General features: G+C 53.0%; 26 protein-coding genes and 3 pseudogenes. 14 read left to right on the top strand and 15 right to left on the bottom strand.

Going from position 1 to position 23,046, the window contains the following annotated elements:
• Nucleotides 1-14: 14 nt before the first annotated feature.
• Nucleotides 15-878, top strand: coding sequence for an SMP-30/gluconolactonase/LRE family protein (locus EP166_RS14220; protein WP_127558237.1), 864 nt, complete (start codon nucleotides 15-17; stop codon nucleotides 876-878).
• A 54-nt stretch (nucleotides 879-932) separates the two neighbouring features.
• Here EP166_RS14220 and EP166_RS14225 read toward each other — a convergent pair whose 3' ends face one another.
• A complete protein-coding gene (locus tag EP166_RS14225; RefSeq protein ID WP_127558238.1) occupies nucleotides 933-1,334 on the bottom strand; it encodes a RidA family protein in 402 nt (133 codons plus the stop codon).
• A 142-nt stretch (nucleotides 1,335-1,476) separates the two neighbouring features.
• Here EP166_RS14225 and EP166_RS14230 point away from each other — a divergent pair.
• A pseudogene (locus EP166_RS14230) lies at nucleotides 1,477-2,369 on the top strand (LysR family transcriptional regulator).
• Between the two features lie 241 nt (nucleotides 2,370-2,610).
• The gene (locus tag EP166_RS14235) at nucleotides 2,611-4,248 is read left to right on the top strand and encodes a methyl-accepting chemotaxis protein (protein ID WP_220432590.1); all 1,638 of its coding nucleotides are present in this window, start codon (nucleotides 2,611-2,613) and stop codon (nucleotides 4,246-4,248) included.
• Between the two features lie 299 nt (nucleotides 4,249-4,547).
• Here EP166_RS14235 and EP166_RS21760 read toward each other — a convergent pair whose 3' ends face one another.
• Nucleotides 4,548-4,736, bottom strand: coding sequence for a LysR family transcriptional regulator (locus EP166_RS21760; RefSeq protein ID WP_127558240.1), 189 nt, complete (start codon nucleotides 4,734-4,736; stop codon nucleotides 4,548-4,550).
• Nucleotides 4,737-4,841: 105 nt separating this feature from the next.
• Between EP166_RS21760 and EP166_RS14250 the strand changes: the two genes are divergently transcribed.
• Complete coding sequence (locus tag EP166_RS14250) at nucleotides 4,842-5,678, top strand: PhzF family phenazine biosynthesis protein (RefSeq protein ID WP_127558242.1); 837 nt, start codon at nucleotides 4,842-4,844, stop codon at nucleotides 5,676-5,678.
• A gap of 106 nt (nucleotides 5,679-5,784) precedes the next feature.
• The gene (locus EP166_RS14255) at nucleotides 5,785-5,985 is read left to right on the top strand and encodes a DUF2237 family protein (RefSeq protein WP_220432591.1); all 201 of its coding nucleotides are present in this window, start codon (nucleotides 5,785-5,787) and stop codon (nucleotides 5,983-5,985) included.
• A 116-nt stretch (nucleotides 5,986-6,101) separates the two neighbouring features.
• On the opposite strand, the gene EP166_RS14260 is transcribed toward EP166_RS14255, so the two are convergent.
• Genes EP166_RS14260 through EP166_RS14270 form a run of 3 tightly spaced genes read right to left on the bottom strand, consistent with a single transcriptional unit; the run spans nucleotide 6,102 to nucleotide 8,222 of the window.
• Nucleotides 6,102-6,491, bottom strand: coding sequence for a hypothetical protein (locus EP166_RS14260; protein ID WP_127558244.1), 390 nt, complete (start codon nucleotides 6,489-6,491; stop codon nucleotides 6,102-6,104).
• The gene (locus EP166_RS14265; RefSeq protein ID WP_127558246.1) at nucleotides 6,488-6,982 is read right to left on the bottom strand and encodes an anthrone oxygenase family protein; all 495 of its coding nucleotides are present in this window, start codon (nucleotides 6,980-6,982) and stop codon (nucleotides 6,488-6,490) included. The genes EP166_RS14260 and EP166_RS14265 overlap by 4 nt, the downstream gene beginning before the upstream one ends.
• A 49-nt stretch (nucleotides 6,983-7,031) precedes the next feature.
• On the bottom strand, nucleotides 7,032-8,222 hold the full coding sequence (locus EP166_RS14270) for a helix-turn-helix transcriptional regulator (RefSeq protein WP_127558248.1): 1,191 nt from the start codon (nucleotides 8,220-8,222) through the stop codon (nucleotides 7,032-7,034).
• A 241-nt stretch (nucleotides 8,223-8,463) separates the two neighbouring features.
• Here EP166_RS14270 and EP166_RS14275 point away from each other — a divergent pair, with 241 nt between their 5' ends.
• The 3 genes and pseudogenes from EP166_RS14275 to EP166_RS21765 form a co-directional block, all read left to right on the top strand.
• Nucleotides 8,464-9,039, top strand: coding sequence for an OmpW family outer membrane protein (locus tag EP166_RS14275; protein ID WP_127558251.1), 576 nt, complete (start codon nucleotides 8,464-8,466; stop codon nucleotides 9,037-9,039).
• Between the two features lie 205 nt (nucleotides 9,040-9,244).
• On the top strand, nucleotides 9,245-9,922 hold the full coding sequence (locus EP166_RS14280) for a DUF4386 family protein (protein ID WP_127558253.1): 678 nt from the start codon (nucleotides 9,245-9,247) through the stop codon (nucleotides 9,920-9,922).
• A gap of 59 nt (nucleotides 9,923-9,981) precedes the next feature.
• Nucleotides 9,982-10,134, top strand: a pseudogene (locus tag EP166_RS21765) (LysR family transcriptional regulator); the annotation flags it as partial.
• A 55-nt stretch (nucleotides 10,135-10,189) separates the two neighbouring features.
• Here the strand turns inward: EP166_RS21765 and EP166_RS14290 are convergent.
• Nucleotides 10,190-11,020, bottom strand: coding sequence for a LysR family transcriptional regulator (locus EP166_RS14290; RefSeq protein WP_127558255.1), 831 nt, complete (start codon nucleotides 11,018-11,020; stop codon nucleotides 10,190-10,192).
• 153 nt (nucleotides 11,021-11,173) lie between these two features.
• On the opposite strand from EP166_RS14290, the gene EP166_RS14295 reads away from it, so the two are divergent.
• Together EP166_RS14295 and EP166_RS14300 are read left to right on the top strand one after the other, a co-directional pair.
• A complete protein-coding gene (locus tag EP166_RS14295; RefSeq protein ID WP_127558257.1) occupies nucleotides 11,174-11,452 on the top strand; it encodes a hypothetical protein in 279 nt (92 codons plus the stop codon).
• Between the two features lie 162 nt (nucleotides 11,453-11,614).
• Complete coding sequence (locus tag EP166_RS14300) at nucleotides 11,615-12,208, top strand: LysE family translocator (RefSeq protein ID WP_127558259.1); 594 nt, start codon at nucleotides 11,615-11,617, stop codon at nucleotides 12,206-12,208.
• 382 nt (nucleotides 12,209-12,590) lie between these two features.
• Here the strand turns inward: EP166_RS14300 and EP166_RS14305 are convergent, their stop codons facing one another.
• The gene (locus EP166_RS14305; RefSeq protein WP_127558261.1) at nucleotides 12,591-13,034 is read right to left on the bottom strand and encodes a MarR family winged helix-turn-helix transcriptional regulator; all 444 of its coding nucleotides are present in this window, start codon (nucleotides 13,032-13,034) and stop codon (nucleotides 12,591-12,593) included.
• Between the two features lie 99 nt (nucleotides 13,035-13,133).
• Between EP166_RS14305 and EP166_RS14310 the strand changes: the two genes are divergently transcribed.
• Nucleotides 13,134-13,625 carry a DUF2798 domain-containing protein gene (locus EP166_RS14310; RefSeq protein ID WP_127558263.1) on the top strand — a complete coding sequence of 164 codons (492 nt, stop codon included), beginning with the start codon at nucleotides 13,134-13,136 and terminating at the stop codon, nucleotides 13,623-13,625.
• Nucleotides 13,626-13,685: 60 nt separating this feature from the next.
• On the opposite strand, the gene EP166_RS14315 is transcribed toward EP166_RS14310, so the two are convergent.
• Both EP166_RS14315 and EP166_RS14320 read right to left on the bottom strand, forming a co-directional pair.
• The gene (locus EP166_RS14315; protein ID WP_127558265.1) at nucleotides 13,686-14,594 is read right to left on the bottom strand and encodes an oxidoreductase; all 909 of its coding nucleotides are present in this window, start codon (nucleotides 14,592-14,594) and stop codon (nucleotides 13,686-13,688) included.
• Nucleotides 14,587-15,684, bottom strand: coding sequence for an MBL fold metallo-hydrolase (locus EP166_RS14320; RefSeq protein WP_127558267.1), 1,098 nt, complete (start codon nucleotides 15,682-15,684; stop codon nucleotides 14,587-14,589). The genes EP166_RS14315 and EP166_RS14320 overlap by 8 nt, the downstream gene beginning before the upstream one ends.
• Nucleotides 15,685-15,968: 284 nt before the next feature.
• Here EP166_RS14320 and EP166_RS14325 point away from each other — a divergent pair, with 284 nt between their 5' ends.
• On the top strand, nucleotides 15,969-16,643 hold the full coding sequence (locus EP166_RS14325) for a TetR/AcrR family transcriptional regulator (RefSeq protein ID WP_127558269.1): 675 nt from the start codon (nucleotides 15,969-15,971) through the stop codon (nucleotides 16,641-16,643).
• Between the two features lie 327 nt (nucleotides 16,644-16,970).
• The gene (locus EP166_RS14330) at nucleotides 16,971-18,719 is read left to right on the top strand and encodes an ABC-F family ATP-binding cassette domain-containing protein (protein ID WP_127558271.1); all 1,749 of its coding nucleotides are present in this window, start codon (nucleotides 16,971-16,973) and stop codon (nucleotides 18,717-18,719) included.
• A gap of 286 nt (nucleotides 18,720-19,005) precedes the next feature.
• On the opposite strand, the gene EP166_RS14335 is transcribed toward EP166_RS14330, so the two are convergent.
• The 3 genes from EP166_RS14335 to EP166_RS14345 form a co-directional block, all read right to left on the bottom strand.
• Nucleotides 19,006-19,239: a DUF1059 domain-containing protein gene (locus EP166_RS14335; RefSeq protein WP_127558273.1), complete on the bottom strand. Its 234-nt coding sequence runs from the start codon at nucleotides 19,237-19,239 to the stop codon at nucleotides 19,006-19,008.
• 61 nt (nucleotides 19,240-19,300) lie between these two features.
• Complete coding sequence (locus EP166_RS14340) at nucleotides 19,301-19,681, bottom strand: SpoIIAA family protein (protein WP_127558275.1); 381 nt, start codon at nucleotides 19,679-19,681, stop codon at nucleotides 19,301-19,303.
• Between the two features lie 643 nt (nucleotides 19,682-20,324).
• Nucleotides 20,325-20,963, bottom strand: coding sequence for a dioxygenase family protein (locus EP166_RS14345; RefSeq protein ID WP_127558277.1), 639 nt, complete (start codon nucleotides 20,961-20,963; stop codon nucleotides 20,325-20,327).
• Nucleotides 20,964-21,327: 364 nt separating this feature from the next.
• Here EP166_RS14345 and EP166_RS14350 point away from each other — a divergent pair, with 364 nt between their 5' ends.
• Nucleotides 21,328-21,867: a CAP domain-containing protein gene (locus EP166_RS14350; protein WP_220432592.1), complete on the top strand. Its 540-nt coding sequence runs from the start codon at nucleotides 21,328-21,330 to the stop codon at nucleotides 21,865-21,867.
• A 212-nt stretch (nucleotides 21,868-22,079) separates the two neighbouring features.
• Here EP166_RS14350 and EP166_RS14355 read toward each other — a convergent pair.
• The 3 genes and pseudogenes from EP166_RS14355 to EP166_RS14365 form a co-directional block, all read right to left on the bottom strand.
• Nucleotides 22,080-22,259: pseudogene (locus tag EP166_RS14355) on the bottom strand (transposase); the annotation flags it as partial.
• Nucleotides 22,260-22,326: 67 nt separating this feature from the next.
• Entirely contained in the window at nucleotides 22,327-22,647 is a 321-nt protein-coding gene (locus EP166_RS14360; protein ID WP_127558279.1) for a hypothetical protein, read from the bottom strand.
• A gap of 10 nt (nucleotides 22,648-22,657) precedes the next feature.
• The gene (locus EP166_RS14365; RefSeq protein WP_127558281.1) at nucleotides 22,658-23,017 is read right to left on the bottom strand and encodes a hypothetical protein; all 360 of its coding nucleotides are present in this window, start codon (nucleotides 23,015-23,017) and stop codon (nucleotides 22,658-22,660) included.
• Nucleotides 23,018-23,046 lie beyond the last annotated feature (29 nt).

A 23,046-nucleotide genomic window follows, 5' to 3' on the forward strand; every position in this document is an offset into this window, starting at 1 on the left:
AAGAGGAGCCACACATGAAACGCATCCTGCTCGGTTTATGGTTAACGTCAGTTCTGAGTCAGACATCCCTGGCGACTGATACCCCCACCACACTTTGGACAGTAAACGGTTTCGATCAACCGGAATCTGCCCTGATGGACCCTGAACGGTCCTACGTTTATGTCTCCAATATCAACGGGGACCCAGACGAAAAAAACGGTCAGGGTTATCTGTCTCGCCTGACAACTGACGGCCGCTTGACCGAGCAACGATGGGTAACTGGCTTGAATGCACCCAAAGGCATGGCGATCCATGACGGGTATCTGTACGTGGCAGACATCGACCGTCTTGTGAAAATCGAATTGAACACTGGCCGGTGGGTGCGCGATTTCACTGCGCCGGAGGCATTACTGCTGAACGATGTCGTCGCTAACGGCAACGGAACCCTCTATGTATCGGATATGGTCGGCAACGCCCTATACCGTTTACAAGGGGGTGAATTCGTCGCCTGGATAAGAGACGACCGGCTGATGCACCCGAATGGATTAACGATCCATGACGGCGCTCTGATCGTGGCCGCCTGGGGTACACCGATCAACGCCGATTTCAGTACCGCCCAGCCCGGTAGCCTGCTGAGAATTGACTTGACCACTTACACCATCACCGAAATTGACGGCGGAGAGTCCCTGGGCAATCTAGACGGTCTGGTTAGAGTCGATTCAGGCTATGTCGTCAGCGATTGGATGTCGGGCACGCTCATGCGTATCGGGGACGAGGGACGCCGAACCGTGCTGGCCCATTGGACAATGGGGTTGGCGGATATCGGCGGTGCTGGCTCCACCCTGGTAGTCCCGTTCACAATGGACGGAGAAATCAGGGCGGTTAGCGTGGCGCCCTAGTGCGGAAGTACAGGGGATATCCCAATGACAGCCACGCGGTTCCGACTCTCCGGGCTAAGACACATTTTCAGGCAGTTTTGCGATCACCTTGATTTCAAACTGAAAGCCAAACAACCAAGTAACCCCAATTCCGGTCAGTGTTGGGTAGGGCGCCTCGCCCCAGTTTTCATGCACTACCTTCATCACAGGGCCAAACACCGACTCAGGGTCGACAACAAACAGAGTGGTGTCGATCACATCGTCAAAGGTGCAGCCCGCCGCCCTGAGAATGCTGTTCAGATTATCGAACGCCCGTTGTACCTGTTTTTCCAGGTCGGGTTCCGGTGAGCCATCCTCGCGGCTGCCTACCTGCCCGGACACAAATAAGAGCCCGTTGGAACGGATTGCCGGTGAGTAGCGGTTTTGTTCGTAAAGTGCCTGGCGGCCGGTCGGGAAAACGACGTCACGTTTGTTCATGGGTAACTCCATCATTGCTGGTTAGTGTGGGGCCACTGTAAAGCGGCTTTCCGGGCCGATAAACTGGCCATAACCGTCAACATTGTTTGTATAATCCAAACAATCAAATCGAGCCGGAGTAACCATGGACCGTTTCAACGCCATGCAGGCGTTCGTTCGAGTGGTGGAAACAGGCAGCTTTACCAAGGCCGCTGACACACTCCACATGAACAAAACCAGCGTTACGCAACTGGTTCAGCAGCTGGAGGCACATTTGCGGGTCAAGCTGCTCAATCGCACCACCCGTAAAGTCAATGTAACCGCTGACGGTGCGGCCTATTACGAACGGGCGGTGAAGCTATTGGCCGATATGGACGATGCAGAAACCAGTTTGTCCAGCGTCATGACCACTCCCCGCGGGCGACTGCGCGTGGATGTACCCAGCCCACTGGCTCGTTTTATTCTGATGCCCGCCCTGCCTTCGTTCTACGCACAGTACCCCGACATACAGCTGGACCTGGGTGTCAGCGACCGGGTTGTGGACATCGTTGGAGAGGGCGTGGACTGCGTGGTGCGTGGCGGGGAATTGACTGATCTTTCACTGGTGGCACGCCGTGTAGGGAGTTTGCCGTTCGGCCTGTATGCCTCCCCGGGTATCTGGAGCAATTCGGCACGCCCGCGCACCCGAGCGAGCTGGCAGGGCCGCATCATTGCGTTGTCGGCTTCACCTGGGAACGGATTGGTAAGGCACTGCCCTATGTATTAAAACAGAACGGTCAGTCCATTACGGTGCAAGGCCGGAACCGAATTTCCGTCGACGATGGCAACGCCCATCTGGCTGCAGGCATGGCGGGCCTCGGGGTACTCTCACTTCCGGTCTACATGGCGGATGAGGCAGTAACCAGAAATGAACTGATACCCCTGTTCGAAGACTGGCAGCTTGACCCGATGCCGCTGTACGTCGCCTTTCCACAAAACCGGTATATCAGCGCCACACTGCGCGTGTTCATTGATTGGGTATCTGATTTGATGAACCCAGCAGCGACCAGCAACTGAGACACCCACCCCGCAGTAGTAATACACGGTATCAGTAGTCAGTTTTTAGTCGCCATCAAATGTGAACGGCCGCCTAACGTGGGTGTCTCAAGAGCGCTCCCCATGGGTCGCAAAGGAGCCCATGCGGAGGGTGTCTTTTAGCAGGTATGGGGTTAAGTCCCGCTTTACAATAATTATCTATATTTTCGTTTTGTGCCCGATTATAGTGCGCGCCCGAAAAAACCGACTCTGCGGAGGCCTCTTGAACAGCCTGAAACTGAAAACCCGAATTACTCTGCTGGTTCTGTCTGCAGTGTTTGGTATCGTGATCCTGACGGCATTGTCTGCCCTGTCAATTCAACGTGACCTGCAGCAAGGCCGACAGGAGCTCATCAGGTCAATCATTGAGGCGAACCATAGCATCCTGTCCTATTACCATGCCCAGGAAAGACAAGGTACGTTAAGCCGCGAAGATGCTCAGCAACGTGCCGTTGACACGTTACTGGCCGGCCGATACGGCGGCCGTGATGGTCGTTCCGAATACACCTACGCCTTTACTATGGATGGCGTGGGTGTCGCTCACTTGAACTCAGATCTGATTGGTCAAGAAGTGATTGATGCGATCCAGGATGGGCAGGGTCGGTACACCATAAGGAATATGGTCTCAGCCCTTAAGACTCAGCCTAATGGGGCCTTCGTAGAGACCTCTGTTCCCCGGCCAGGGGAGACTGAGACAGTCCCCAAATTGCAGTATGTCAAACAGTTCACCCCCTGGAATTGGTTCATTGGTACCGGCATCTACATGGATGACCTGGCCACAGAAGTTCGATCGAGCGTTTTGAGAGAAGTGGTCACATCAATTGTTATCCTTCTGACGATAGCCGCGATCGGGATATGGCTGGCTCGTGGAGTACTGCGCCAGGTCGGTGGTGAGCCTGGTGAGGCCATTGAACTGATGAATCGCGCAGCCAACGGCGATCTGCAGGTGAATGTACGAAATGCCCCCAAAGGCAGTATGTTGGCCAGTCTTGGTACCATGGTGAAATCATTGCAAACCATCGTTGCTGAGATCCGCACCGAGTCGCAGCAACTCAATAGCAGCGCTAATGGTATTAACAGCGCTGCGGCGGATGTTGCCAAAGCTTCCAATGAGCAAGCTGAAGCCACTGCTTCCATGGCTGCTGCCGTCGAGGAAATGACGGTCAGTATCAGCCACATCTCGGACAGCGCTAAACAAACCGAACAGGATTCACTCGCCTCTGCCGACCTGGCTGGTCAGGGAGTGGCGAAAGTCAGTGAAGCCAACTCGCAGATTTCCCGGCTTGCCGAGGTGATCACCGATGCCTCATCCAGGGTAAAGGCACTCAACCAACGAGCAGAGCAGATTTCCACCATTGCCTCCTCGATCAAAGAAATTGCGGATCAGACAAACCTGCTTGCGTTAAACGCGGCGATAGAAGCAGCACGTGCCGGTGATCAGGGCCGTGGCTTCGCCGTGGTAGCGTCGGAAGTACGCACTCTGGCTGGGCGTACTCAGACTGCGACCACTGAAATCGATGAGATGATCGCCGGAATTCAGGCCGATACCAAAGAGGTTGTCGTAACGATTGACGCTGCACTGCCTCAGGTGGAATCAGGTTCACAGTCAACCCGGGAAGCGGCTGAGTTGCTTGAGCAATTAAGGCAGGGTGCTGACAGTGCTCTTGAGCGCGTCCGGGAGGTGGCAAACGCCACACGCGAACAGAGTTTGGCGAGTACCGCCATCGCAGAGAAGGTCGAACAGGTATCAATGATGGTCGATGAGACCAGCCAGGCCATGCAGGCAACCTCCGAAAATGCGGAAGACCTGAACCGTATTTCACGGGAATTGAATGAATTGGTAAGCCGGTTCAAGGTTTAAGAGAGCCACCCTGACACCCACGCAGGCTATTCAATGAGAACTATCCGTATCTGGTCTCTGATAGCCGCCTGATGTGGGTGTCTCAAGAGCGCTGTAGTTTGCGCGACACCTTAACTGCAAACCCGGGTGTCGGGCATACAACCGACTTAGGCGGGGCGCCAGCCAGTATTGAATGAACGAGTGGGGAGCCGATAACACCAGCGGGTCCTTTACACTAGGCTGCTTCAAGTCTCGCGTGGCTTGCTCGATCTGGGTGAACACACTGGCCAGACGCTCACAGTACAGCTGGCCTTCGGGTGTTAACTGAACGCCCCGTGGCAGGCGCACAAACAGAGGCACATCGATCTGCCCTCCAGCGCCTTAATTCGATGGCTGATTGTGGCAGACGTGAGGTTCAATTCCCCTGCAGCAGCGGCAAAGCTGCCTGACCCCGCAGCGGACGCAAACGCTCGAAGCGTATTTAACGGAGGAAAGGTGACTGGGTTCATGGATAAATCCTAGTATCCCTATGGGCTACGATAAAGCAGTTTCCATAAATTATTCTAATGGCAGACTGACGGCTATGCCCCTTCAATACACAGGACTCAGACACGATGAATGATCAGCTCTTCCGCCTAACCGCGTTCACAACCGACCCGAATGGCGGCAACCCCGCTGGCGTTTGGATAGGGGAAACGCTACCCGACGCCGCCACCATGCAGCACATTGCCGCCGAGGTCGGCTACTCGGAAACGGCTTTTATCGCGCCGTCCCAGGGGCACAACCGAACGATCCGCTACTTCAGCCCGTTAGCCGAAGTCAGCTTCTGCGGCCACGCAACCATCGCCGGGGCGATCGTGCTCGGCCGTACCACGGGAGTGGGCCACTACACGCTGGATACAACGGTAGGCCCCGTGATGGTTCAGGTGAAATCGGCAGACAACCAGCTACAAGCCGCACTAACTTCCGTTGAAACTGCCCACAAGCTCGCGTCTGCAGAACTGGTAGGCGAGGTACTGGCACTTCTGAACTGGCGTCCCGAAGACCTGGACTCTTCCATCAAACCGGCCGTTGCCTATGGTGGTGCATGGCACCTGGTACTCGCGGTAAAGTCACAGACAAGGCTTAATCAGCTGAGCTATGACTTTGAATCCCTGAAAACACTGATGCTGCGTGAAGGGCTCACTACCTTACAGCTGATCTGCCGCGAGCGTGATGACCTATTTCACTCGCGCAACCCCTTTCCGGTGGGTGGGGTGGTTGAAGATCCGGCCACGGGCGCTGCTGCCGCTGCATTAGGGGGTTACTTGCGCGATGCCGGGTTAATTGACGTGCCAGCACAGTTCCTGATTCGCCAGGGCGAGGCCATGGGCAGGCCGAGTCAGTTGCAGATCTCGGTTCCGGCCGAGGGCGGAATTGTAGTGGCCGGCACAGCCGTCGACATTGGTTGACGGTCTAACAACCGGGGCCCGGATGCCCCGGCAAGCAACCTTGATAGAAATTACCAAGACACCCACCCCACTAGTATTAATACAACCTATCGAAAGCTAGTTCTTGATGGCCTTCCAGGGTGGGTGTCTCAACAGTGCTGACGACAGGATCGGGCTGAAACCGGGCGACCAGTGGTGCCTTTGCGCCAGTCGCTTCCTGCAGGCCCACGACGAGGGCTGTGCGCCGATGGTGAATCTGGAAGCCACTCACCGAAGTGCGTTATCGATCGTACCGCTGGAGGTGCTGAAAGCCAACGCGCCCCAGTGAGCCCCGAGGGGCTGTGACTGCATGGACGCCTGGACACTCACCCCAAACTATTAGTGAAAGCTATCTACTTCCTAACTGTGACACCCACCTTAAGACTTGACCCAGTAGCCTCCATCCTAAGAACCCAGCGTGGGTACCTTGCCTAAAAGGACGTAAGCGGCCAGCCCAAACATGACAGTGGTAACCGGGCCCCATAAAAGTCGTTCACTTCGGGATGGTGTGATCCAGTTTAAAAGCGTACAGAGTGCCTGTACCAACAGTGCCACCCAGCCTACCCATTCCGGCCAGTTCGGCGGCATTGCCGCTGCAGACAGGATGCCCCCAGCCATGCCCGCCAGTAACAGAACAGAAAAACCTGCCACCAGTCGGCCTTTAACCGGCAGTGCACCTTGAACACGCCCCCCTTGCGTCAGCTTGCCCCAGGGTGCACCTGCCATCAGGCATACTTGAAAGACAATGACCACGGCAATGAGTGAACCATACGTCCAGGCAGCCAGCTGAATCATAACGTGTTTCCTGACTGCAATAGGCCAACGATAAACATCAGCGCCGCGAGCAACGCTGAAATGGTTCGCAGTGTGTTAAGCATTGTCCATCGATCCAGGTAGTAATGCCACAACGCCTGTGCGGCCGGATCGGTTTGGGATACTGCCGCCAGCCTATGGTTCAACGGCACATTACCAAGCCCTGTCACCAGGAAGGTTCCGCCCAGGTAGAACAGGGAACCCAACAGCATGTAAGGCGCCGACGATGCTCCCCACCCTGCCACTGCAAGCACAGCGACCAACGCAGAGATCACAGCAGTACCCACGAACGTGCCCAGGAAAACCGGGTTGATAACCACAACGTTAATCGACTGCATTGCTGCGATGCCGTCCGGAACAGGCAGTCTACCCAGTGCTTTCATCACGAAGTTTGAAAAAGCAAAGAAAACGCCTCCCATTAATGCGGACCCCAGCAAGGCTGCAACCACCGCAAAGGTCGTCACGAAGTTCATGGTTCAGCCCTCCATAGGCCGGTTGCTGCAACCGCTTTTGCATAGCCGGCTAATGAATCGGCTCAGCTGAAGCGGCAGACATCTTGTACTTACTTGGCGTCATGCCTGTTCTCTTCTTAAACGCATTGTAAAACGATGAACGGGTATTGTATCCGACGGATAATGCGACTTCCAAAACAGTCTGTTCACTGGTTTTCAGCGCTTCTTTCGCCGCCTCAACACGAGCGTCATTAATGTAACTGTAAAAGGTCGTCTGCATTTCCCGGCTCAACACTTGTGATAGGTAATGACCGGAAATGCCAAGTTCAGACGCGAGCGTTGAGGCATCGATATCGGGGTTCAAATAGGATTTCTCTTCCATCATTTTCCGCTCAACCTTATCCGCAATGCGTTTTAATCGTTCATCATCAATCGAGGAATTAGCGTATTTTTGCTCAGAAACGTCTGCTGACTCGGGGTCTGAACCAGGGTCCAATTCGGGTTCCGATCCGGGCTCTTGGTCCGGGTCCGGTTCAATATGGGCAAAAACAGGTCTTCTGTTCAAAGTCTGCAGGCAAAACATCCAAATAAGCAGAAGGACCATTATTGAAAGCACGGTTTCACTAACAAACGGCATCGATGTGTCGGAAGATGCCCCCAAAACAATGAGTGCATAAAGCCAGGTGACCACCAGCAGAGCGACAAAGCCGACAAGCCAGTCCAGCCGCTTCCCTTCATGGTCCGCAAACTCGGTATTCAACCGTTGATGATACGCCTTGGTATTGATCACGATTCTACCAAGGTAGAGAACGCTCAGGATCGTCCACCCGACCAAAAGAAAGGCAAACCCTGCGGCATTAATGCCCACCCAGACCGAAAGCTGCTCCGGGTCGTTAAAGAACATGTTGTTGAAGTCTTCGCTCGGCATTAGGCCAATGGACAGGCTGAGCAGGCCAGCCAGCCCAACGGGTATCCAATGGAGGGTTCGTTTCTCGGGTTGTGGTTGAGTGCCATAGGCGGTCATAAGCTGCTGATACCAATAGATCATCGGTAGCAGTAGAAAAAAGACGACGGGGATTGAGGCGATATACAGCCTCGTAAATAGGCCTCCCTGTTCCAGCAGGAGTGTGCCGGATACCAGCCAACTCATGATAACAATGACGCCAGCGACGAGCTTACTCGGTTTGTGATAGGCCGGATTCAGATAGAGCAGTGATAGAAACAACACCCCTATACCCACGCTTATCCCGTCGATAAACATCCTTCATTCCCTTGAAATTGATCAAAAACCTGTCCTTCTCACTTGGAAAGGACGAAGACCGCGGCAGAAAAACCATAATAGCACCCTCAACTTTTGACGAAAACTGTAAAAAGTAGATGGGCTTTATGGCCAACGAAACGATCCACGGTAACGACAGATACAGCCGTTTCCCGGCGAAACGTTTTCCGATCGCCTTTATTCCATCGCTGATTACTTCTTAACGTAACCGGAGAAACCACTAATGAAACACCCCTTTAAGCTGTCTATTGCCGTTGCTGTCACCTTATCGACTGCCTTGCTAACCGTGGCCGAGGCTGATGAGTCAACCGTCAACACCAAAGCCTACTTTGGCGGCCAGACGATCAATGCCAGTGCCTGGAGTGCACAGGATGGCCATGGCTCGATCGGCGTGCTGACCGATTTCAAGACCGGCTTTCATGGCATACGCGTTGCCGTCGACCTATTTGGTTCGGGCAGCGAAGACAGTACGACGAGCCAGGTAAAAGGCACCTATTCCGCAGCGGCACAGCTGGGCTTGAGAAAGTACATTGACCTGCAAACGAAGTTCAGTCCCTACATTGGTGGCGGCGTTAACTTTGCGTATGCCGCACAGGTGAACAATGACGGGTCGGGAGACACAGAGGAAGAAGACATGGACACTGGGCTGTGGCTGAACGCCGGTGTCGACTACCTTCTGACCGACCAGTTCACAGCAGGCGTTGACCTTCGCTATGCCACAGCAGAAGTTGAGCTCTACGGCGAATCGGTTGCGCTTGATGCAACAGCGTTCGGTGTTTCCCTGGGGTATCGCTGGTAGGTCACACCATTACTATCCCTGGTATCAATAACAGCCAAATGAGAGTTGAGTGCATCTGTGATGCCTCAACTCTCCTTGGCGAGCAGGATAGGCCTTCGAAATGACTCAAAAACAGTGTCCTTCTCACTTGGAAAAGACGATTACAGGGGCGGAAAGGCCCAAGATGGCTCTATCCACTTGAGTTAAACACTGAGGAAACCAAGAGATGAATACACTTATCAACGAAATGAACACGGCACAGCGTCCGTTAAAACCCCTTGCCGGCGCAGCCTTTATCGGCATGGCGTTATGTTATATCACCCTATTCATCATCTATGGCGCCATATTGAGCACACCGGCAGACGCGATAACCGCCGAAAAGATCGCTTACCTCATTGAAAATAAGGCCTTATTTAACCTTACCTACGTTCTGGGCTATGTTCTTTTTGCGTGTCTGCTGTGTTTCTGCGTGTATGTCATAGGCAGCCTTTACCAGCAGGTGTCTCCGACTGTTATGGCAATGGCCAGGCTGTTTGGCTACTTCTGGGTGGTGGTATTGTTGTGCACGGGCATGATCGGCATCAGCTCTCATGAGCTATTGGCAAACTACAGCCCCTCGAATCCCGCTGCGGCAGAGGTGATCTACTATGCCAGAGCCCTGCTGACGGAAAGCCTGGGCGGCGGCATCGAGTTTATCGGCGGAGTGTGGCTGTTGCTATTGGGCACGATTAGCTGGCGCCACGGCCTGTTCTCAAAGCCCCTATCAGCGTTTACGCTGGTAAAGGGTGCGATCGGCGTAGCCACGCTTTTTTCCGCTGAGCCGGTGTTGAGAGACCTGTTCGGTATTACCGGCATCGTCTGGTTTCTCTGGATAGGCATTGTCATGATCAGGAAGCCTTCCTGATCAAAGCCTGTGTGAGAAGGCACCTAGCATGGGTGTCAGAATAAGCGGTCGCTCAATCGCTCGGCATATCGGCGGCCGCCTTCGGGCAAAACCTCACACGATTTAAGAATAGCCTGGGGGTTAAGCTGGTCAAACGAACCACCAGAGAGCTGACTCTGAGCGACAAAGGAAGGTTGTTTTACCAGAGGAGCCCAAATAGGCCACCCTTCTGAGCGCCAAACGCCAGCGCCAGAAATCCCCGAACAATACAAACACCCCCACGCATGGTTAACGCACACGCGTTGGCTGTTCCAGAGCACGGCATAGCCGATCGATCGCATTGCGAACTTCCGGTAAATGGCGATCTTGCTGATGAGTGACCAGCCATTGATCGTGAGCCAGCTCGGGTATTGGGCTGCTGACCCGGTTCAGTTGGGGCTGAGCATCGCCAATGAACGTTGGTAACAGAGCAATACCCCCGCCTACAAGCGCCAGATCCAGACTGTTGCGCGGGGCAGTAACTTCACAAACCACATCACTGCCGACAGTGCGACCCAACCAATCAGCCGAGGGCGTATCGGCAAGCACCTTGATCCACTGCTCCGGCGCCCCTTCTGCCGCGTAGGGTGCGAACTCGACTCGTGCAAGCTTGCGACAAACAAGCGCGTCTTCCGAGGGCCGGCGATTGCGAAACCCGATGACAACTTCGCGGTGTGAGATATCCAGCACTTTTTCCGCCGATACAAAGCGCAGCCGAATGTCCGGGGGTGAGCCCACCAGCCTGTCGAGGTGCTGAATCAGGGCCAGTGTTGTCCAGGTGCCAGCAGAGACCTTCACCAGCGGCCGAATACCAGGGGCTGGAGCGTCCGTCATACGGACAATGCGCGATTCAACGTCAGCCAGAGCTTCCAGTAGTTTTCGTCCTTCGCCCGTCAGTTCGTACCCGCGGTCATGTCTGACGAACAGCTCCCGTCCCATCCCCTGTTCAAGCTGATGCATTCGGCGGCCGAGTGTAGCCGGGCTGCGTTCCGTGGCTTTGGCTGCGGCAGAAAGCCCTCCTTCCCGGGCAACCGCGAGAAAAAGACGCAAATCATTCCAGTCAACTTCCATTTCATTCATGAAAAGACCTGTTCATTCTGTTTCGTATTATAAAAGATCATTGTCTTGTAATCTCACTCCAAGTCAACACTACAGGCGTTTTCATCACTGGATACCCCGACACGGAGACGCATTTGCTCCCACCACACTCAACAGCTGAGACAGGAGGCTGGCATGCACATCGACAACCAAGAGACAGACCAGGTACCGGAACAACTGCGCTCCAGAGGGTTCGGAGACGTACCCTTTCCTATGTCACGTAAAACGCAGGCCCTGCGCGAAGAAGACAGCTACATGGAAGCGTATGGCAAAGAGTGGGGCCTCCTCTGTGAACTGACCAATGCTCTCTCGAGGGCCTTAAAAGCCTGGTTTCAACCAGCAAGTAGATGGGTAAGCGCCAGCCGAAACAAAGCACAGCCTATGGGCTCACAATCCAACAACCGGGAACAATGAGATGGGCGCCCTAGCCTGTCGGTGCCAAACCAACTTGCGCAGACATTTCGCCCCGAAGCGTGCAGTGCCAGTTCCGAATATGGCGAGTAAATAGCATCAGGGTTATTAACCTACCCCGATACAGCAGTAATCAATCACCTGGAGACACCAGAGGGTCCGCAGATGATGCACACGCTCGCCTCGCTTGTATTGTTTCTTTTTCCACTCGCCTACAGCCCAGGCCCCGGCAACCTGTTCTTTGCCGCCAATGGTGCAAGGTTTGGTTTTTGGTCGACGATGCCGTTGAGTGCTGGGTACCATGTCGCAACCTGGTTGGTCACAGTCGCCATTGGGTTGGGATTCAATACGGCGCTGGAACTTTATCCGAATGTATTTCAGGTACTTAAGCTGGCGGGGTCTATCTACGTGTTCTGGATTGCCTGGCATTTACTCAGGGCCGGAGTTCTCGAGTCTACTGAAACCGCAAAATCAGCAACATGTCGGGATGGTTTCATATTGCTGATTCTTAACCCGAAAGCCTATGTCATTATCTCGCTGATGTTCACCCAATTCCTTGTTGATACCAATGGGTCGTCGCTACCGTTAGTCATCCTTATTGCCACTATTTTTACGGCTAACAATCTTCTCGCATTTTCCCTATGGACGATCGCGGGTGACACCCTGGCGCGACGCTTTCGCTCCGACAGCCAAGCAAAAACATTAAACGCCTTTTTTGGGACTCTACTGGCGGGTGTGGGGCTCTGGATACTTCTTTAAACCAGTGGGAAAAAATTTCCGTGTAGACACTGTTGACATCAAAGGTGTAGATGGCTTCCGCTGAAATCAATGAGCTTGAACAGGCGATGCAAGACATTAACCGCTCGAGCGAAGCGATCGCTGACATTTTGAGTGTCATCGAACACCTCGTCTAAGTGGTAACATTACCACCTATTTTGATGTCCGGTATCATTGAACCACTACCACCTGATACCTAACATAAGAGTTCAGCCGCCGAAGGTGGTCGGCCGGAACGACAGATTAGGCTTCGTTGTCGGGGCACCCACCCTAGTTCATTAACAAAAAAACCCTAGCAAGAAAAATCTTGATAGCCGTCTAATGTGGCTATCTCGACAGTCATTTTATCAATACTCTCAGTATGTCAACCTTCTGGCCCATCATCGTCGCATAAATTATCGGACATGTGAGACGCCACCCGATAAAAACTTTCAAGATCTTCAGCACTCAAGTCGCGCGTCATTTTTTCAATGATGGCTTCATCGACTTCATCGATCTGTCGCATGACCCGGTTTCCTTTCTCGGTAAAAGCCAGCAATTGACTGCGCTTGTCTGTTGGACTCGGGGTTTTCTCAATCAACTTAAGGTCAATCAGCGTATTTAGTAAGCGGGTGACCTGTGCTTTATCACGCTCCAGGAATTGGGCAATGCCCTGTGCCGTGCAGGGTGATCTTTGCTCGATGATTTTCATAACATGGATATGCATGGGCACAATGTCTAAATCGAGCGCTTCAATGTGATGATGCAGCTGGCGCTTTAGGGTATGTGCTATCCGAAAGCTGCTTTCCAAAAGTCTAGTGTCTGGCATGTGACAGAATCCAATAAAATTCGGTTGATTTTGTCAACCAATGAGATATGATTGATATTATCAACTTAATTGCTCGCGAATTCAACTGGAGACCTAGCCGTGACGTTACAAGCATCACTCGAAACAACCAACACGACAGCCAAGAAAACCCCTCTTATCTATAAGATCCTTGTGATCGCGGCCATGATGACTGTGATGGGAGGCACACTTACGGGTGTCATGACCTATGTGAATGTTGGTTACTCCAGTATGTTTTACATGGATTGGCTGACTTCGTTTTTAACCGCCGTTGTTGTGATGATGCCATCGGGTTTTGTATTCATGATGCTCATCAGCAAGATTGTTTCTTGGCTGCTGCCTAAGCAAGGTGAAAAAACACAAAATTTTGTCGTCGGTCTGGTTATGGCGGTCGTGATGGAATCGGTAATGGCGCTTACCACTGCGGCCAATAACATCGGTTTTGCAGACTCTGGCGAATTTCTTTCGGCCTGGCTCGCCGGTTTTGCCGCCGCACTGCCCATTGGCCTGGTACTCGCCGTGGTCATGTCGATGACGATTAAACCAAAACTTGAAAAATTCATGAAGAGCTAAGAAGCCGCCTAACGTGGGTGTCACGGTAGGCGCATCAAGAGCAATAAGCGATCAACACCATCAGGCGAAATACTTCGCCCCGATCAGTTTTAACGACACATCCCACAGTCGCTTGCTGACGTCTGCGTCCAATGCGTGAGGCCGGGGCTGTACTTTAACCGGTTGCTTGCCGCGCATTTCATTAAAGCCGTTGGGTCCTATGTAATCGCCACTGTGAATATCCTCGCCGAGCGCCGCATACAATTGAGGCAGTGCGCCTTCTTCCGGTGAGGACAACAGGAAGCCGGCCACGGGGGTCAGTATGACGATGAGCGGTTTGGGTAAATAACGGCTTAACGCGGTATTGGCAACACCCGGATGCGCTGCAACGGCCAGCGTCGAGTACCCGCGGTCTTTGAGATGTTTATCCAGTTCATAGGTGAACATCAACATGGCCAGCTTTGATTGGCCATAGGCTTCCATCTTGGAATAGCGTTTTTCGAAATGAAGATCGTCGAAATGAATCTTGCCGTTGCGATGGGCAATGGAACTCAGGTTAACAATGCGTGCGTCTCCGGTTTTTTCCAGCAAAGGCAACAGCAGGCTGGTCAACAGGAAGTGCCCAAAGTAGTTGGCCCCCATCTGTAACTCAAAACCGTCAACGGTTTTCTGGTAGGGCGGCACCATGACACCGGCGTTGTTGATCAGCAGGTCGAGCCGATCAAACTGACTCAGAAAGCGGTCAGCAAAAGCCCTTACAGAGGACAGGTCGCTCAAGTCGAGAAGCAGGTAGCTTAAGTTCGCTTCAGGTACGTCATTTTTTAACGAGGCGATGGCCGCTTCGGCTTTGTCTTTGTTGCGACACGCTAAAACCACCGTGGCGCCATTTTTCGCCAGTTCCAGTGCCGTCGAATACCCTAAGCCGACATTGGCGCCGGTCACGATAGCGACTCGGCCTTCTTGCGATGGTACGGAGTTGAGATCAAACATAGTCAGAGGCTCCTGGGGCTTCCTGTGCTGTAATGGATTGCTGCCGTACGTCCCACCAGGGGCGTATCGTCGTCGGTGGCGATATCAAATCGAGTCGTTCGCCAATGCGCGGTACCACAATGGCCTGGTTCTGTTTCTGAGCCTCGGCGACCACGCGCTGCGCCGGTTCATTCCAGGCATGAATCGACAGCGTGAAGGCTCCCCAATGCACGGGCATCATTACCCCGGCCTCAAGATCGCGCGCCGCTTTTACAGTTTCTTCGGGCATCATGTGAATGTCAGCCCAGGCCGGGTTGTACTGCCCGCATTCCAGCAAGGCAAAGTCGACCGCCCCGAGGCGTTGGCGTATTTCTGTAAAGTGAGGGCTATAGCCGGTGTCACCACTGAAAAACAGGCTGAAGTCGTCACTTTTTAAGTGCCAGCCACCCCACAAAGATTGGTTCTGACCGGTAGGGCGACGACCACTGAAATGCTGGGCCGGTGTCAGCGTGATGGCCAGTTCGTTGAGTGATGTAGGCTCCCACCAGTCCAACTCAACAATACGCGAGGGTTCAATGCCCCAGCCACGAAGGTGTGTACCTACCCCAAGGGGGACGTAAAAACGTTCGGTTTTCCCGGCTAGTTGCCGTATAGCGGTCAGATCCAGATGGTCGTAGTGATCGTGTGAAATAAACACGGCATCGATGTGAGGAAGATCGCCCGGTTGAATGGGCAACTGCCCGCTGTACCGTTTAGAGCCTAACCAGGGGTGGGGCGCCGCGACATCGGCAAAGACCGGGTCAAACAGAAAATTGCGCTGATGCCACTGCAACAAAAAAGACGAATGCCCGAACCAGTAAAGCTGAGGACCCTCAACCGGCGCCAACGCTTCTGGTTGAATGGGGATGGCTGCTACCGCCCCTTTGTCGGGCCTACGGTTCGGTGTGCCACGCAAAAACTGCCAGACCGCTTTCCATCCACCGACGTCGGGGTCTTTCGGTGCCGGCGGGCTCAAGTTGACGAACGCTGAACCGTTGTAATACTTGGATTGTTTAAATCGGTGTCGATCGTCGTCACTCGGACGACTGCCGAACTGTGAGCTGAAAAGCATAAAGGTAACTCCCAATAGCAAAATGAGCAGAATCACAGCGCCAATCGACTGCCAGAACCGCGTTAGTGGCTTTACAGCCACTCATGCCTCCGAGTTTGGTTAAGCCCGATCAGTGTTTGAGCAGCAAGATTCTTCACAGGGGCCGTCCAGTTGTGCAATGATTAACCTGATAATAAGAGACACAGTGTCTTTATTCAAGAGACGCTCTGTCTTTTATATCAAAAAATGACTTTCGACCCACAAACCGTATGATAACGACCCTGTGACCGGGACCTTTCAGAACTATGAAAACATGCAGTGGCTGGCAGCGAGCGCGCCAGGATGACCAGATCGAGCAACGTGAAGCACAGATTCTGCAGGCCGCCTCCGACCTGTTTGACTGCTTTCGTTACGATGACATTACGTTGGCGAAAATTGCCAAAGCAGCGGGCTTTACCCGGTCCAACCTATATCGGTATTTTCCAACACGGGAGGATGTGTTTCTGACATTAATGTCGAGAGACATGGATAGCTGGGTAACCCATGTTACCGGGCTGATGGAGCGCTCCGACATCACCCCAGAGACCTTTGTCGATCAATGGATGCCCATTGTGCTTGGCAATCCGAGAATGATGCGTTTCTATGAATTACTGGCTGGCGTGTTTGAGCAAAAAGCCTCGGCAGAGCGCCTGCTTGTGTTCAAACAGCGATTAAACGAGCAATTGTCAGAGATTATCGATCAGCTATTGCAGAAAAATCTGTTTGCATCCGCTGAAGGTGCCAGTCGGTTTTTAGTGACACATCTTGCCTTTGTCAGTGGCTTGTACCCAAAACTGAGTTTGTCGAAGCAGCATCAAGACCTGATGGAGAAATCGGGGCATTCGGAGAGCCCGGATGAGTATCGAATGCTGATGATGGAGGGGGTTCGGGCATTTTATAAAACCTACCAGGGCGACACCCGCAGCTCAATTGTCAGCTAGGGAGCCTCTGAACAACTCCCCCAGGGTTTGTTACAGCATGATCTTTAGACACCCATAACTACACCCGAAGAATCAGGCGGCCCATATAGAGCCATGGAAGACCTAAATTGGCATCCGGCCGAAGTCCGAGTAAACTGAATCGGTCACTCACCAACAAAAGGAGCTCCGCATGCAGTCCGCTGCAGTTATGTGCGTATTAAGTTACGCATACCACCTTGGAGACCCACGCAAAGCGATTCTGGCCGTTTAACGCACAGAATGCGCTGACCTTTCCAACGCCGATCAGTGTTCATCTGTGCTTCGTATTGAATTGCACGCAGGTGAGCTATGTCTTTAATTTCCTTATTCGATGTCTCCTATCAGGCAGGCACCAAATCTCTATTCAGTCAGCTATCCGTTTCCATAGAAACTGGAGACCGTATTGGTCTTGTTGGCCATAATGGCTCCGGCAAATCCACACTGCTGGCCTTGATGGCGGGTGATCTGGAACCAGATGATGGACGGGTCCAGGTTCAGCGCGGGCTGGTCATCGGTCGGGTTGAGCAATTTTTGCCGCCTGAATTGAACCCCATACCACTGCACGATGCGGTCATAGACGTATTGCCGGCAGCCAGGCAGCTTTCCGAAGGTTACCGCGTTGAAAATATTCTGACCGAACTGGGTTTTAACGAGTCGCAATGGGCATTGCCCATGGCGAGTCTCAGTGGTGGGCAGAAAAACCTGGCACTGTTTGCCCGTGCCGTCTTGCTGGAACCGGAACTGCTGTTGCTCGACGAACCCGGTAACCACATGGACAGCACAGCAATGTGGCATCTGAAGCGCTACCTACAGAAACCAGACGTGCCAGGCTTCATCATGATATCGCATGATCGGGACCTGCTCGACAGCGTCACACAGCGGACACTCTGGCTGCGAGATGAGCGTATCTACAGCTTCAACGACAGCTACACCGCTGCCAAAACGCGGCTGGCGGAACAGGATGAAGCCGCCGAGAAAGCCCGTAAGGCAGAGGAGCAGCAGATCGACAAACTCCAGCGCAGTGCAAAACGCCTGGCGCACTGGGGAAAAGTCTATGACAACGAAGATCTGGCCCGAAAAGCCAAAACCATGGAAAAGCGGATTGATCGGCTTGAGTCCGAAAAGACCTTTGTTACCACTGGGTCTGGCCTGTCACTCAACATCGATGCCGAACTGCTGAAAGCACGTCAACTGTTCATACTGGAAAACGAAAAGGTGACAGCTCCGGATGGAGCAGAACTGTTTCATGTCGAGGAGCTACTGTTTCGGCCAGGCGACCGAATTGCGCTGCTGGGCGTCAATGGCGCCGGTAAATCCAGCGCCATTCGCCGCCTGATTGAAACGCATCAACGTCCATCGGATCAACAATCGACGACCCGATTCAACCCCAATGTGCGACTTGGTTATTTCGACCAGGAACTCGAACGGTTCGAATCGGATCAGTCCATTCAGGATTGGGTTCGTGAGCAAACGAGCGCCGGTGACGATGATATTCGTCAGTCGCTCATCCATTGGGGGTTTCCCTACCTGGATCACAGTCGGTCGGTACGGATTCTCAGTGGGGGCGAGAAAGCCCGCCTGCTGCTAATGACCTTTCAACTGGACCAGCCCAACCTGCTGATCATGGATGAACCCACCAACCACATTGACCTGCAGGGAAAAGAAGAACTCGAAGCCAACCTCAGGCAACCCGGGTTGTCGCTGTTGTTTACCTCACACGATCGCCGATTCATTGAGCGGGTGGCGACCCGATTCTGGTGGATTCATCGTGGGCAGTTGATCGAAATTCATGACCTCGGCCAATACGATGACGTCTTTGGCTCACACGATCCTGTTGGGTCACCACAAAACGGCACTGATGCTGATACACCTCGCCATACAAAACCGGATTCGCAAATGGATGATCCGGACCGGTTACTGGAACGGATTATCGAACTGGAACAGAAACTGGCCGATGATCAAGCCCGAAAACCGAAATTTCAGAAACCCGAACGTCAGAAGCAATGGCAGGAAGAGCTGGCCCGGTTAATGGCGAGGCTTGAAGTGTTGGGAGGGTGACTACCACAGCCTGACATTCGATCTGAATCCGGCTTAGTCGGGAGGCAGCCTGGCCTCCCGGCCTGGTCCACTACACAACGGAGATATAGACGGCAATTGCACTAAGTAGTAAAAAAACCATGGCAAATGACGACCTTGGGACCTTATAACACTGCTGCCGGGATACCCACCCCTGAATCATTAATGAAAACCATCAAAAACTCGTTCTTAATAGCCGTACAATTTGGGTGCCTCAACAGTGTCTCACAGTGTTCACCTCACTGCTTTCTATTTGCTGCGGCTGATTCTACTCAGGCAAAGCCTCAAAGGCCTTGCGCTTCGATTCAAACCAGGCGTTCATCTCTGCCGGGTCCTTCATTAAGGCTTGCATTTCCTGCATGGCCTGAAGATGCGCCGGGTCTTGTTGCCGATGCATTTCCATACCGTGCTGCTGGCTTAGCTCGGCCATTTCTTCAAAGGTGTTCGCCTGGAACGCCATATCACAGGCGCCGCCCAGTTCTTTGCAGGTCATCGTTTTCATTGTAATCCTCCGGGGGTCAGTCGCTTGATCCAAGTCTTCCTAACCAGTTTTGGTTGCTCGGTTACTCATTAAGCCAGGCAATGGCTGCACTTTCATCTTCGAAGAATGCAACCTCACCCGACACAAACCAGCTGGCCATTTTTGAGACAGTCTGCTGCCATTCTTTATTGCCATAGATCGCGATTTTCTGAAACTCATTGCCGTGTTTCAAGCCCAGTTTAAAGTCATCCCAAGCGGCTCTGACTTCCCAGCCTTCCAACTCGGTACCGTCGATCAACATGCTCACTTTCGGGTTTTTCACTTCCGCCAGTGCGGAATCAATCATCGGGGTTATGGTTTCATAGTCGGCGTGGGTCAACGTTCCCCGGGCCTTTAACGACAAGAAAAACCGGTCGCTGACCCGCTCAATACCGACTGTTAAACCGTGACGTTTAGCGTTCATCGGTTTCTCCTTGTGGGCAAAAGCGGTGTCTGTCACTCGGTGACCCATGCTTATCTCGAATGAGCCACCCAGTGGACAATTACCCTAGTACCTCAACTAGCATCAGGCAAATACCGAACCAGCGGCAACCCAGGTGAGGGCGGCAACCATTGATAAAGCAACCCATCCGGGGTGACGACCGCGAGTGCCAATCAGCACGGAATGAACAACCCCTGTTATTACAGCCAGACAAGCGGCGATGGCGAGGGTGGTCTGCATAGCTTCCTTTCTGCTTCAGGTAATCCATCATGGTCGCTGTAAAACCGGAATGCCTCGACAAAGCGCTCCGGTCAACCGTTAAGTAGGGTCTTATAGCACGCTACCAGACACCTCACTGAAGTGCTCTCCATCGCCACTGGTTCCATAAGAACGCTACTGTAAACGCCATTGGATTCACCGGTTGTTTAACCTCATGTTCAGAGGCTCCCTAGCTGCGTTGTATCGTTGAAGCCAACAGGCCGGCCCCAACCAGCGCGCCACCCCCGCCTGATTTAGCCGCTTGCGAATACCAGCGCTGCCGGGACACGCACACCAAGTTAATTGGTGAAAAGCGGTCTAACCCGTCGCTTGGTAGTTAACTAACGTGGGTATGTCACCAAGGCCCCTAGATTCCTACCACAATGTCCCATTCTGCCTCCAACTCCGCAGAGGTGGAGCTGGAAGCGACAAATTCGACTTCCACCAACTGCCGCAACTCTGGGCTCCCCACGTTCCGATAGAGCCTGTCTGTAGAATTCTGAGGGTGCCCAGCAATATAAAGCTGAGTGGTCAGGTCCTCGAACGCCTCGCCCTTCACCATGAAGTGAATGTGCGGTGTTCGGCCCGGGTACGGAACCGGCTTGATGGTGCGGAAACGGTAGCGACCGTCGGCGTCGGTCGTTGTTGTGCCGAAGCCCTGGAAATTCGGGTCCTGGATCGCGTTATTGGGATCGCCCTGGTGATGGTAGCGGCCGTTGGCGTCGCATTGCCAGATCTCGACCCGCGCCTGGGGCACGGGTGAACCGCTGTTGTCGAGTATGCGGCCATAGACGTTGCAAATAACGCCCTTCGCCTGCTCACCATCATTAACCACAGTCAGGTCATTGTCGCGGTCGAGCGGCAGCTCATCCGGGTAGAATGGGCCGGCAGATTGGAGCGGAGTGAGAACGAAATGCCCTGCCGCACGCAGCAAGGGTGCCGGCAGCAACAGCGGCCCGGATGCAGCCAGGCCGATCAGGAACCGGCGGCGATGGGTTTCGGTCATGTCGATTCTCCGGACAATTGGGCGACTAGAGAATCAATGTAGCAGGTGCGGCCCTGTGTTGTAGCCCGGGGCTCACTAAACGTTAACTGAGGTGGGTGTCACGTAAACGTTCGCCCTCTAAAGTGGATGTTTCAAAAACGTTAAGCGTGCTTAGGAGCCTGTCGGACTTAGGATGAATCGGCTGCGGAAGCGGGATAGCGGCCCAAATATCCGCAAATTTAGAGCGCATAGGCCCACTATGCACTCGAAATTTGCAAACATTTGGTCTCGCTATACCACTCCCTCGCTTCGATCCCCCTAAGTCCGACAGGCTCCTTGCTTGTGGCATACTGCACACTCCTTATTACCGAAACCGGACACTACCATGGCTAAAAGCGTACTCCGCGCCCTCACTGCCCTTACCCTAGTCACAGCCTTGGTGGGCTGTCAGCCCGATGGCTCCGATACAAACGGTTCCCGTCAAACACTGAACGGCTGTGAAGTCGATGCCTACCAGGCCGACATGCTGGACCAGGTAAACGCCGCTCGTGCCACCCCGCGAACCTGTGGCGATACCGACTTCCCTGCCGCACCTGCCCTGAACTACCAGTGTGACCTGAACACAGCCGCAGAACGACACAGCCAGGACATGGCCACCAACAACTTCCACAGCCACACGGGCTCTGATGGCCTAAAACTTAAAGACCGGGTTAACGCGACTGATTATGACTGGAGCACGATCGGCGAGAACATCGCCGCCGGGCAGCGGACGGTGACAAACGTGATGGAAGCCTGGCTAGAAAGCGAAGGCCACTGCAAAAACATCATGAATGACCAATTCGAACATTTTGGCGTGAGCAGAGCGGACAATGAGGCAGCCGATTTCCAACGGTATTGGACTCAGGTGTTTGGCGCTGAGCGTTGAGGAGTAAACTGAGACACCCATCTCAAAGCTATTAATCAAAGCTATCAGGCGCAAGACTTTGATAGTCCCTAAGCGCGGGTGTCACATGAATCCTACTAATCAGTATCTTTCCCGGCTTACTTCCAACTTCGTACAGCTCGCTCCTAGACTTCTAAGTACTTTGGTTGGATTTTTTCCTGCTACCTACTATGCTGACAGTCCAGATAGGCCTTCTCGAGCTCTTTCATGCGTTTGACCATAGAGGCGTCCATACAACCGAATTTGGCGCGCCATTTGTAGACGCTGGCACTGCTCTTACCATGCTCTCGGCAAAGTTCAGGTACTGGCACACCACTCTCGGCTTGTTTCAGGATGCCCATGATCTGGCTATCCGTAAAACAGGACGTTTTCATGCAGAATCTCCGTCCCCTTTAGGATATTTGACATTCTACATTCGCGCTCCTTTAATTTCAGGCGCGACTACCCCGTCGCCTTTTTCATAAATTTATGAACCATGTCTTCAGCCATCCACCCATGCGCTGCTATCAATGCCAATAGTAGACAGTCTTTCATTTCAAATGCCTTCCCTGAAAGAACGTCGGCATAAGTTCCCACTACAATTAGAGTTCCGATAATTACTGTTGCCCATATACGAGCAGTTGTAACAACAGTTTCGCCCCGATCTTTTAGAAAAAGCCAGTAAGCTAAGTTAAAGGAAACAGTTACTGCAACAGCCCAAAATAACGCTAACGCTTGGGTATTGGCTAACTGAATGACGGAAACGCCTAAATTTAACTCCATGTCGACCACCTTACTCTGTTCTATTTATCTGTATTTGCTGGGCTTCTCCCTCAACCCCTCCGTATATCCAAAGCGGCCTATCCTCTGTTGCCGTTAAATCGTTGACGCTTTCTACTTGATACCAAACGTTAGTACCGGAAAATCCTCCATACGTTTTCTTTCCAATTATTTTGACTGTAGAGTTTTGTCTTGTACTTTCTATCTGCTGTCCAACAAAAAGATTAAACAACCCGTGGGGCGGCGCCTCTCTTACTGGAGACGTGGTGATCACAGTACCTTCCGCTTCAAACGGAATCGCCCCTCTCTCTATACTTTCTGCTTCAGCAGAAAAACTAAGCAAAAGAACTATAGTCATAATAAGTATTTTCATGTCCCTTCCTCGGAGGTAATCAACCTCTT

The sequence above is a fragment of the Saccharospirillum alexandrii genome (genome assembly GCF_004000275.1).
GTDB lineage: Bacteria > Pseudomonadota > Gammaproteobacteria > Pseudomonadales > Natronospirillaceae > Saccharospirillum > Saccharospirillum alexandrii.

Excerpts from the sequence above, each read along its gene's own strand:
- EP166_RS14320 (WP_127558267.1), bottom strand. The coding sequence starts at position 15,684 with ATGCTTTTCAGCTCACAGTTCGGCAGTCGTCCGAGTGACGACGATCGA.
- EP166_RS14280 (WP_127558253.1), top strand. The coding sequence starts at position 9,245 with ATGAATACACTTATCAACGAAATGAACACGGCACAGCGTCCGTTAAAA.
- EP166_RS14330 (WP_127558271.1), top strand. The coding sequence starts at position 16,971 with ATGTCTTTAATTTCCTTATTCGATGTCTCCTATCAGGCAGGCACCAAA.
- EP166_RS14255 (WP_220432591.1), top strand. The coding sequence starts at position 5,785 with ATGGCCTTCCAGGGTGGGTGTCTCAACAGTGCTGACGACAGGATCGGG.
- EP166_RS14365 (WP_127558281.1), bottom strand. The coding sequence starts at position 23,017 with ATGAAAATACTTATTATGACTATAGTTCTTTTGCTTAGTTTTTCTGCT.
- EP166_RS14345 (WP_127558277.1), bottom strand. The coding sequence starts at position 20,963 with ATGACCGAAACCCATCGCCGCCGGTTCCTGATCGGCCTGGCTGCATCC.
- EP166_RS14300 (WP_127558259.1), top strand. The coding sequence starts at position 11,615 with ATGATGCACACGCTCGCCTCGCTTGTATTGTTTCTTTTTCCACTCGCC.
- EP166_RS14265 (WP_127558246.1), bottom strand. The coding sequence starts at position 6,982 with ATGAACTTCGTGACGACCTTTGCGGTGGTTGCAGCCTTGCTGGGGTCC.
- EP166_RS14340 (WP_127558275.1), bottom strand. The coding sequence starts at position 19,681 with ATGAACGCTAAACGTCACGGTTTAACAGTCGGTATTGAGCGGGTCAGC.
- EP166_RS14295 (WP_127558257.1), top strand. The coding sequence starts at position 11,174 with ATGCACATCGACAACCAAGAGACAGACCAGGTACCGGAACAACTGCGC.
- EP166_RS14360 (WP_127558279.1), bottom strand. The coding sequence starts at position 22,647 with ATGGAGTTAAATTTAGGCGTTTCCGTCATTCAGTTAGCCAATACCCAA.
- EP166_RS14250 (WP_127558242.1), top strand. The coding sequence starts at position 4,842 with ATGAATGATCAGCTCTTCCGCCTAACCGCGTTCACAACCGACCCGAAT.
- EP166_RS14220 (WP_127558237.1), top strand. The coding sequence starts at position 15 with ATGAAACGCATCCTGCTCGGTTTATGGTTAACGTCAGTTCTGAGTCAG.
- EP166_RS14290 (WP_127558255.1), bottom strand. The coding sequence starts at position 11,020 with ATGAATGAAATGGAAGTTGACTGGAATGATTTGCGTCTTTTTCTCGCG.
- EP166_RS14225 (WP_127558238.1), bottom strand. The coding sequence starts at position 1,334 with ATGAACAAACGTGACGTCGTTTTCCCGACCGGCCGCCAGGCACTTTAC.
- EP166_RS14315 (WP_127558265.1), bottom strand. The coding sequence starts at position 14,594 with ATGTTTGATCTCAACTCCGTACCATCGCAAGAAGGCCGAGTCGCTATC.
- EP166_RS14270 (WP_127558248.1), bottom strand. The coding sequence starts at position 8,222 with ATGTTTATCGACGGGATAAGCGTGGGTATAGGGGTGTTGTTTCTATCA.
- EP166_RS14260 (WP_127558244.1), bottom strand. The coding sequence starts at position 6,491 with ATGATTCAGCTGGCTGCCTGGACGTATGGTTCACTCATTGCCGTGGTC.
- EP166_RS14335 (WP_127558273.1), bottom strand. The coding sequence starts at position 19,239 with ATGAAAACGATGACCTGCAAAGAACTGGGCGGCGCCTGTGATATGGCG.
- EP166_RS14350 (WP_220432592.1), top strand. The coding sequence starts at position 21,328 with ATGGCTAAAAGCGTACTCCGCGCCCTCACTGCCCTTACCCTAGTCACA.
- EP166_RS21760 (WP_127558240.1), bottom strand. The coding sequence starts at position 4,736 with ATGAACCCAGTCACCTTTCCTCCGTTAAATACGCTTCGAGCGTTTGCG.
- EP166_RS14305 (WP_127558261.1), bottom strand. The coding sequence starts at position 13,034 with ATGCCAGACACTAGACTTTTGGAAAGCAGCTTTCGGATAGCACATACC.
- EP166_RS14325 (WP_127558269.1), top strand. The coding sequence starts at position 15,969 with ATGAAAACATGCAGTGGCTGGCAGCGAGCGCGCCAGGATGACCAGATC.
- EP166_RS14275 (WP_127558251.1), top strand. The coding sequence starts at position 8,464 with ATGAAACACCCCTTTAAGCTGTCTATTGCCGTTGCTGTCACCTTATCG.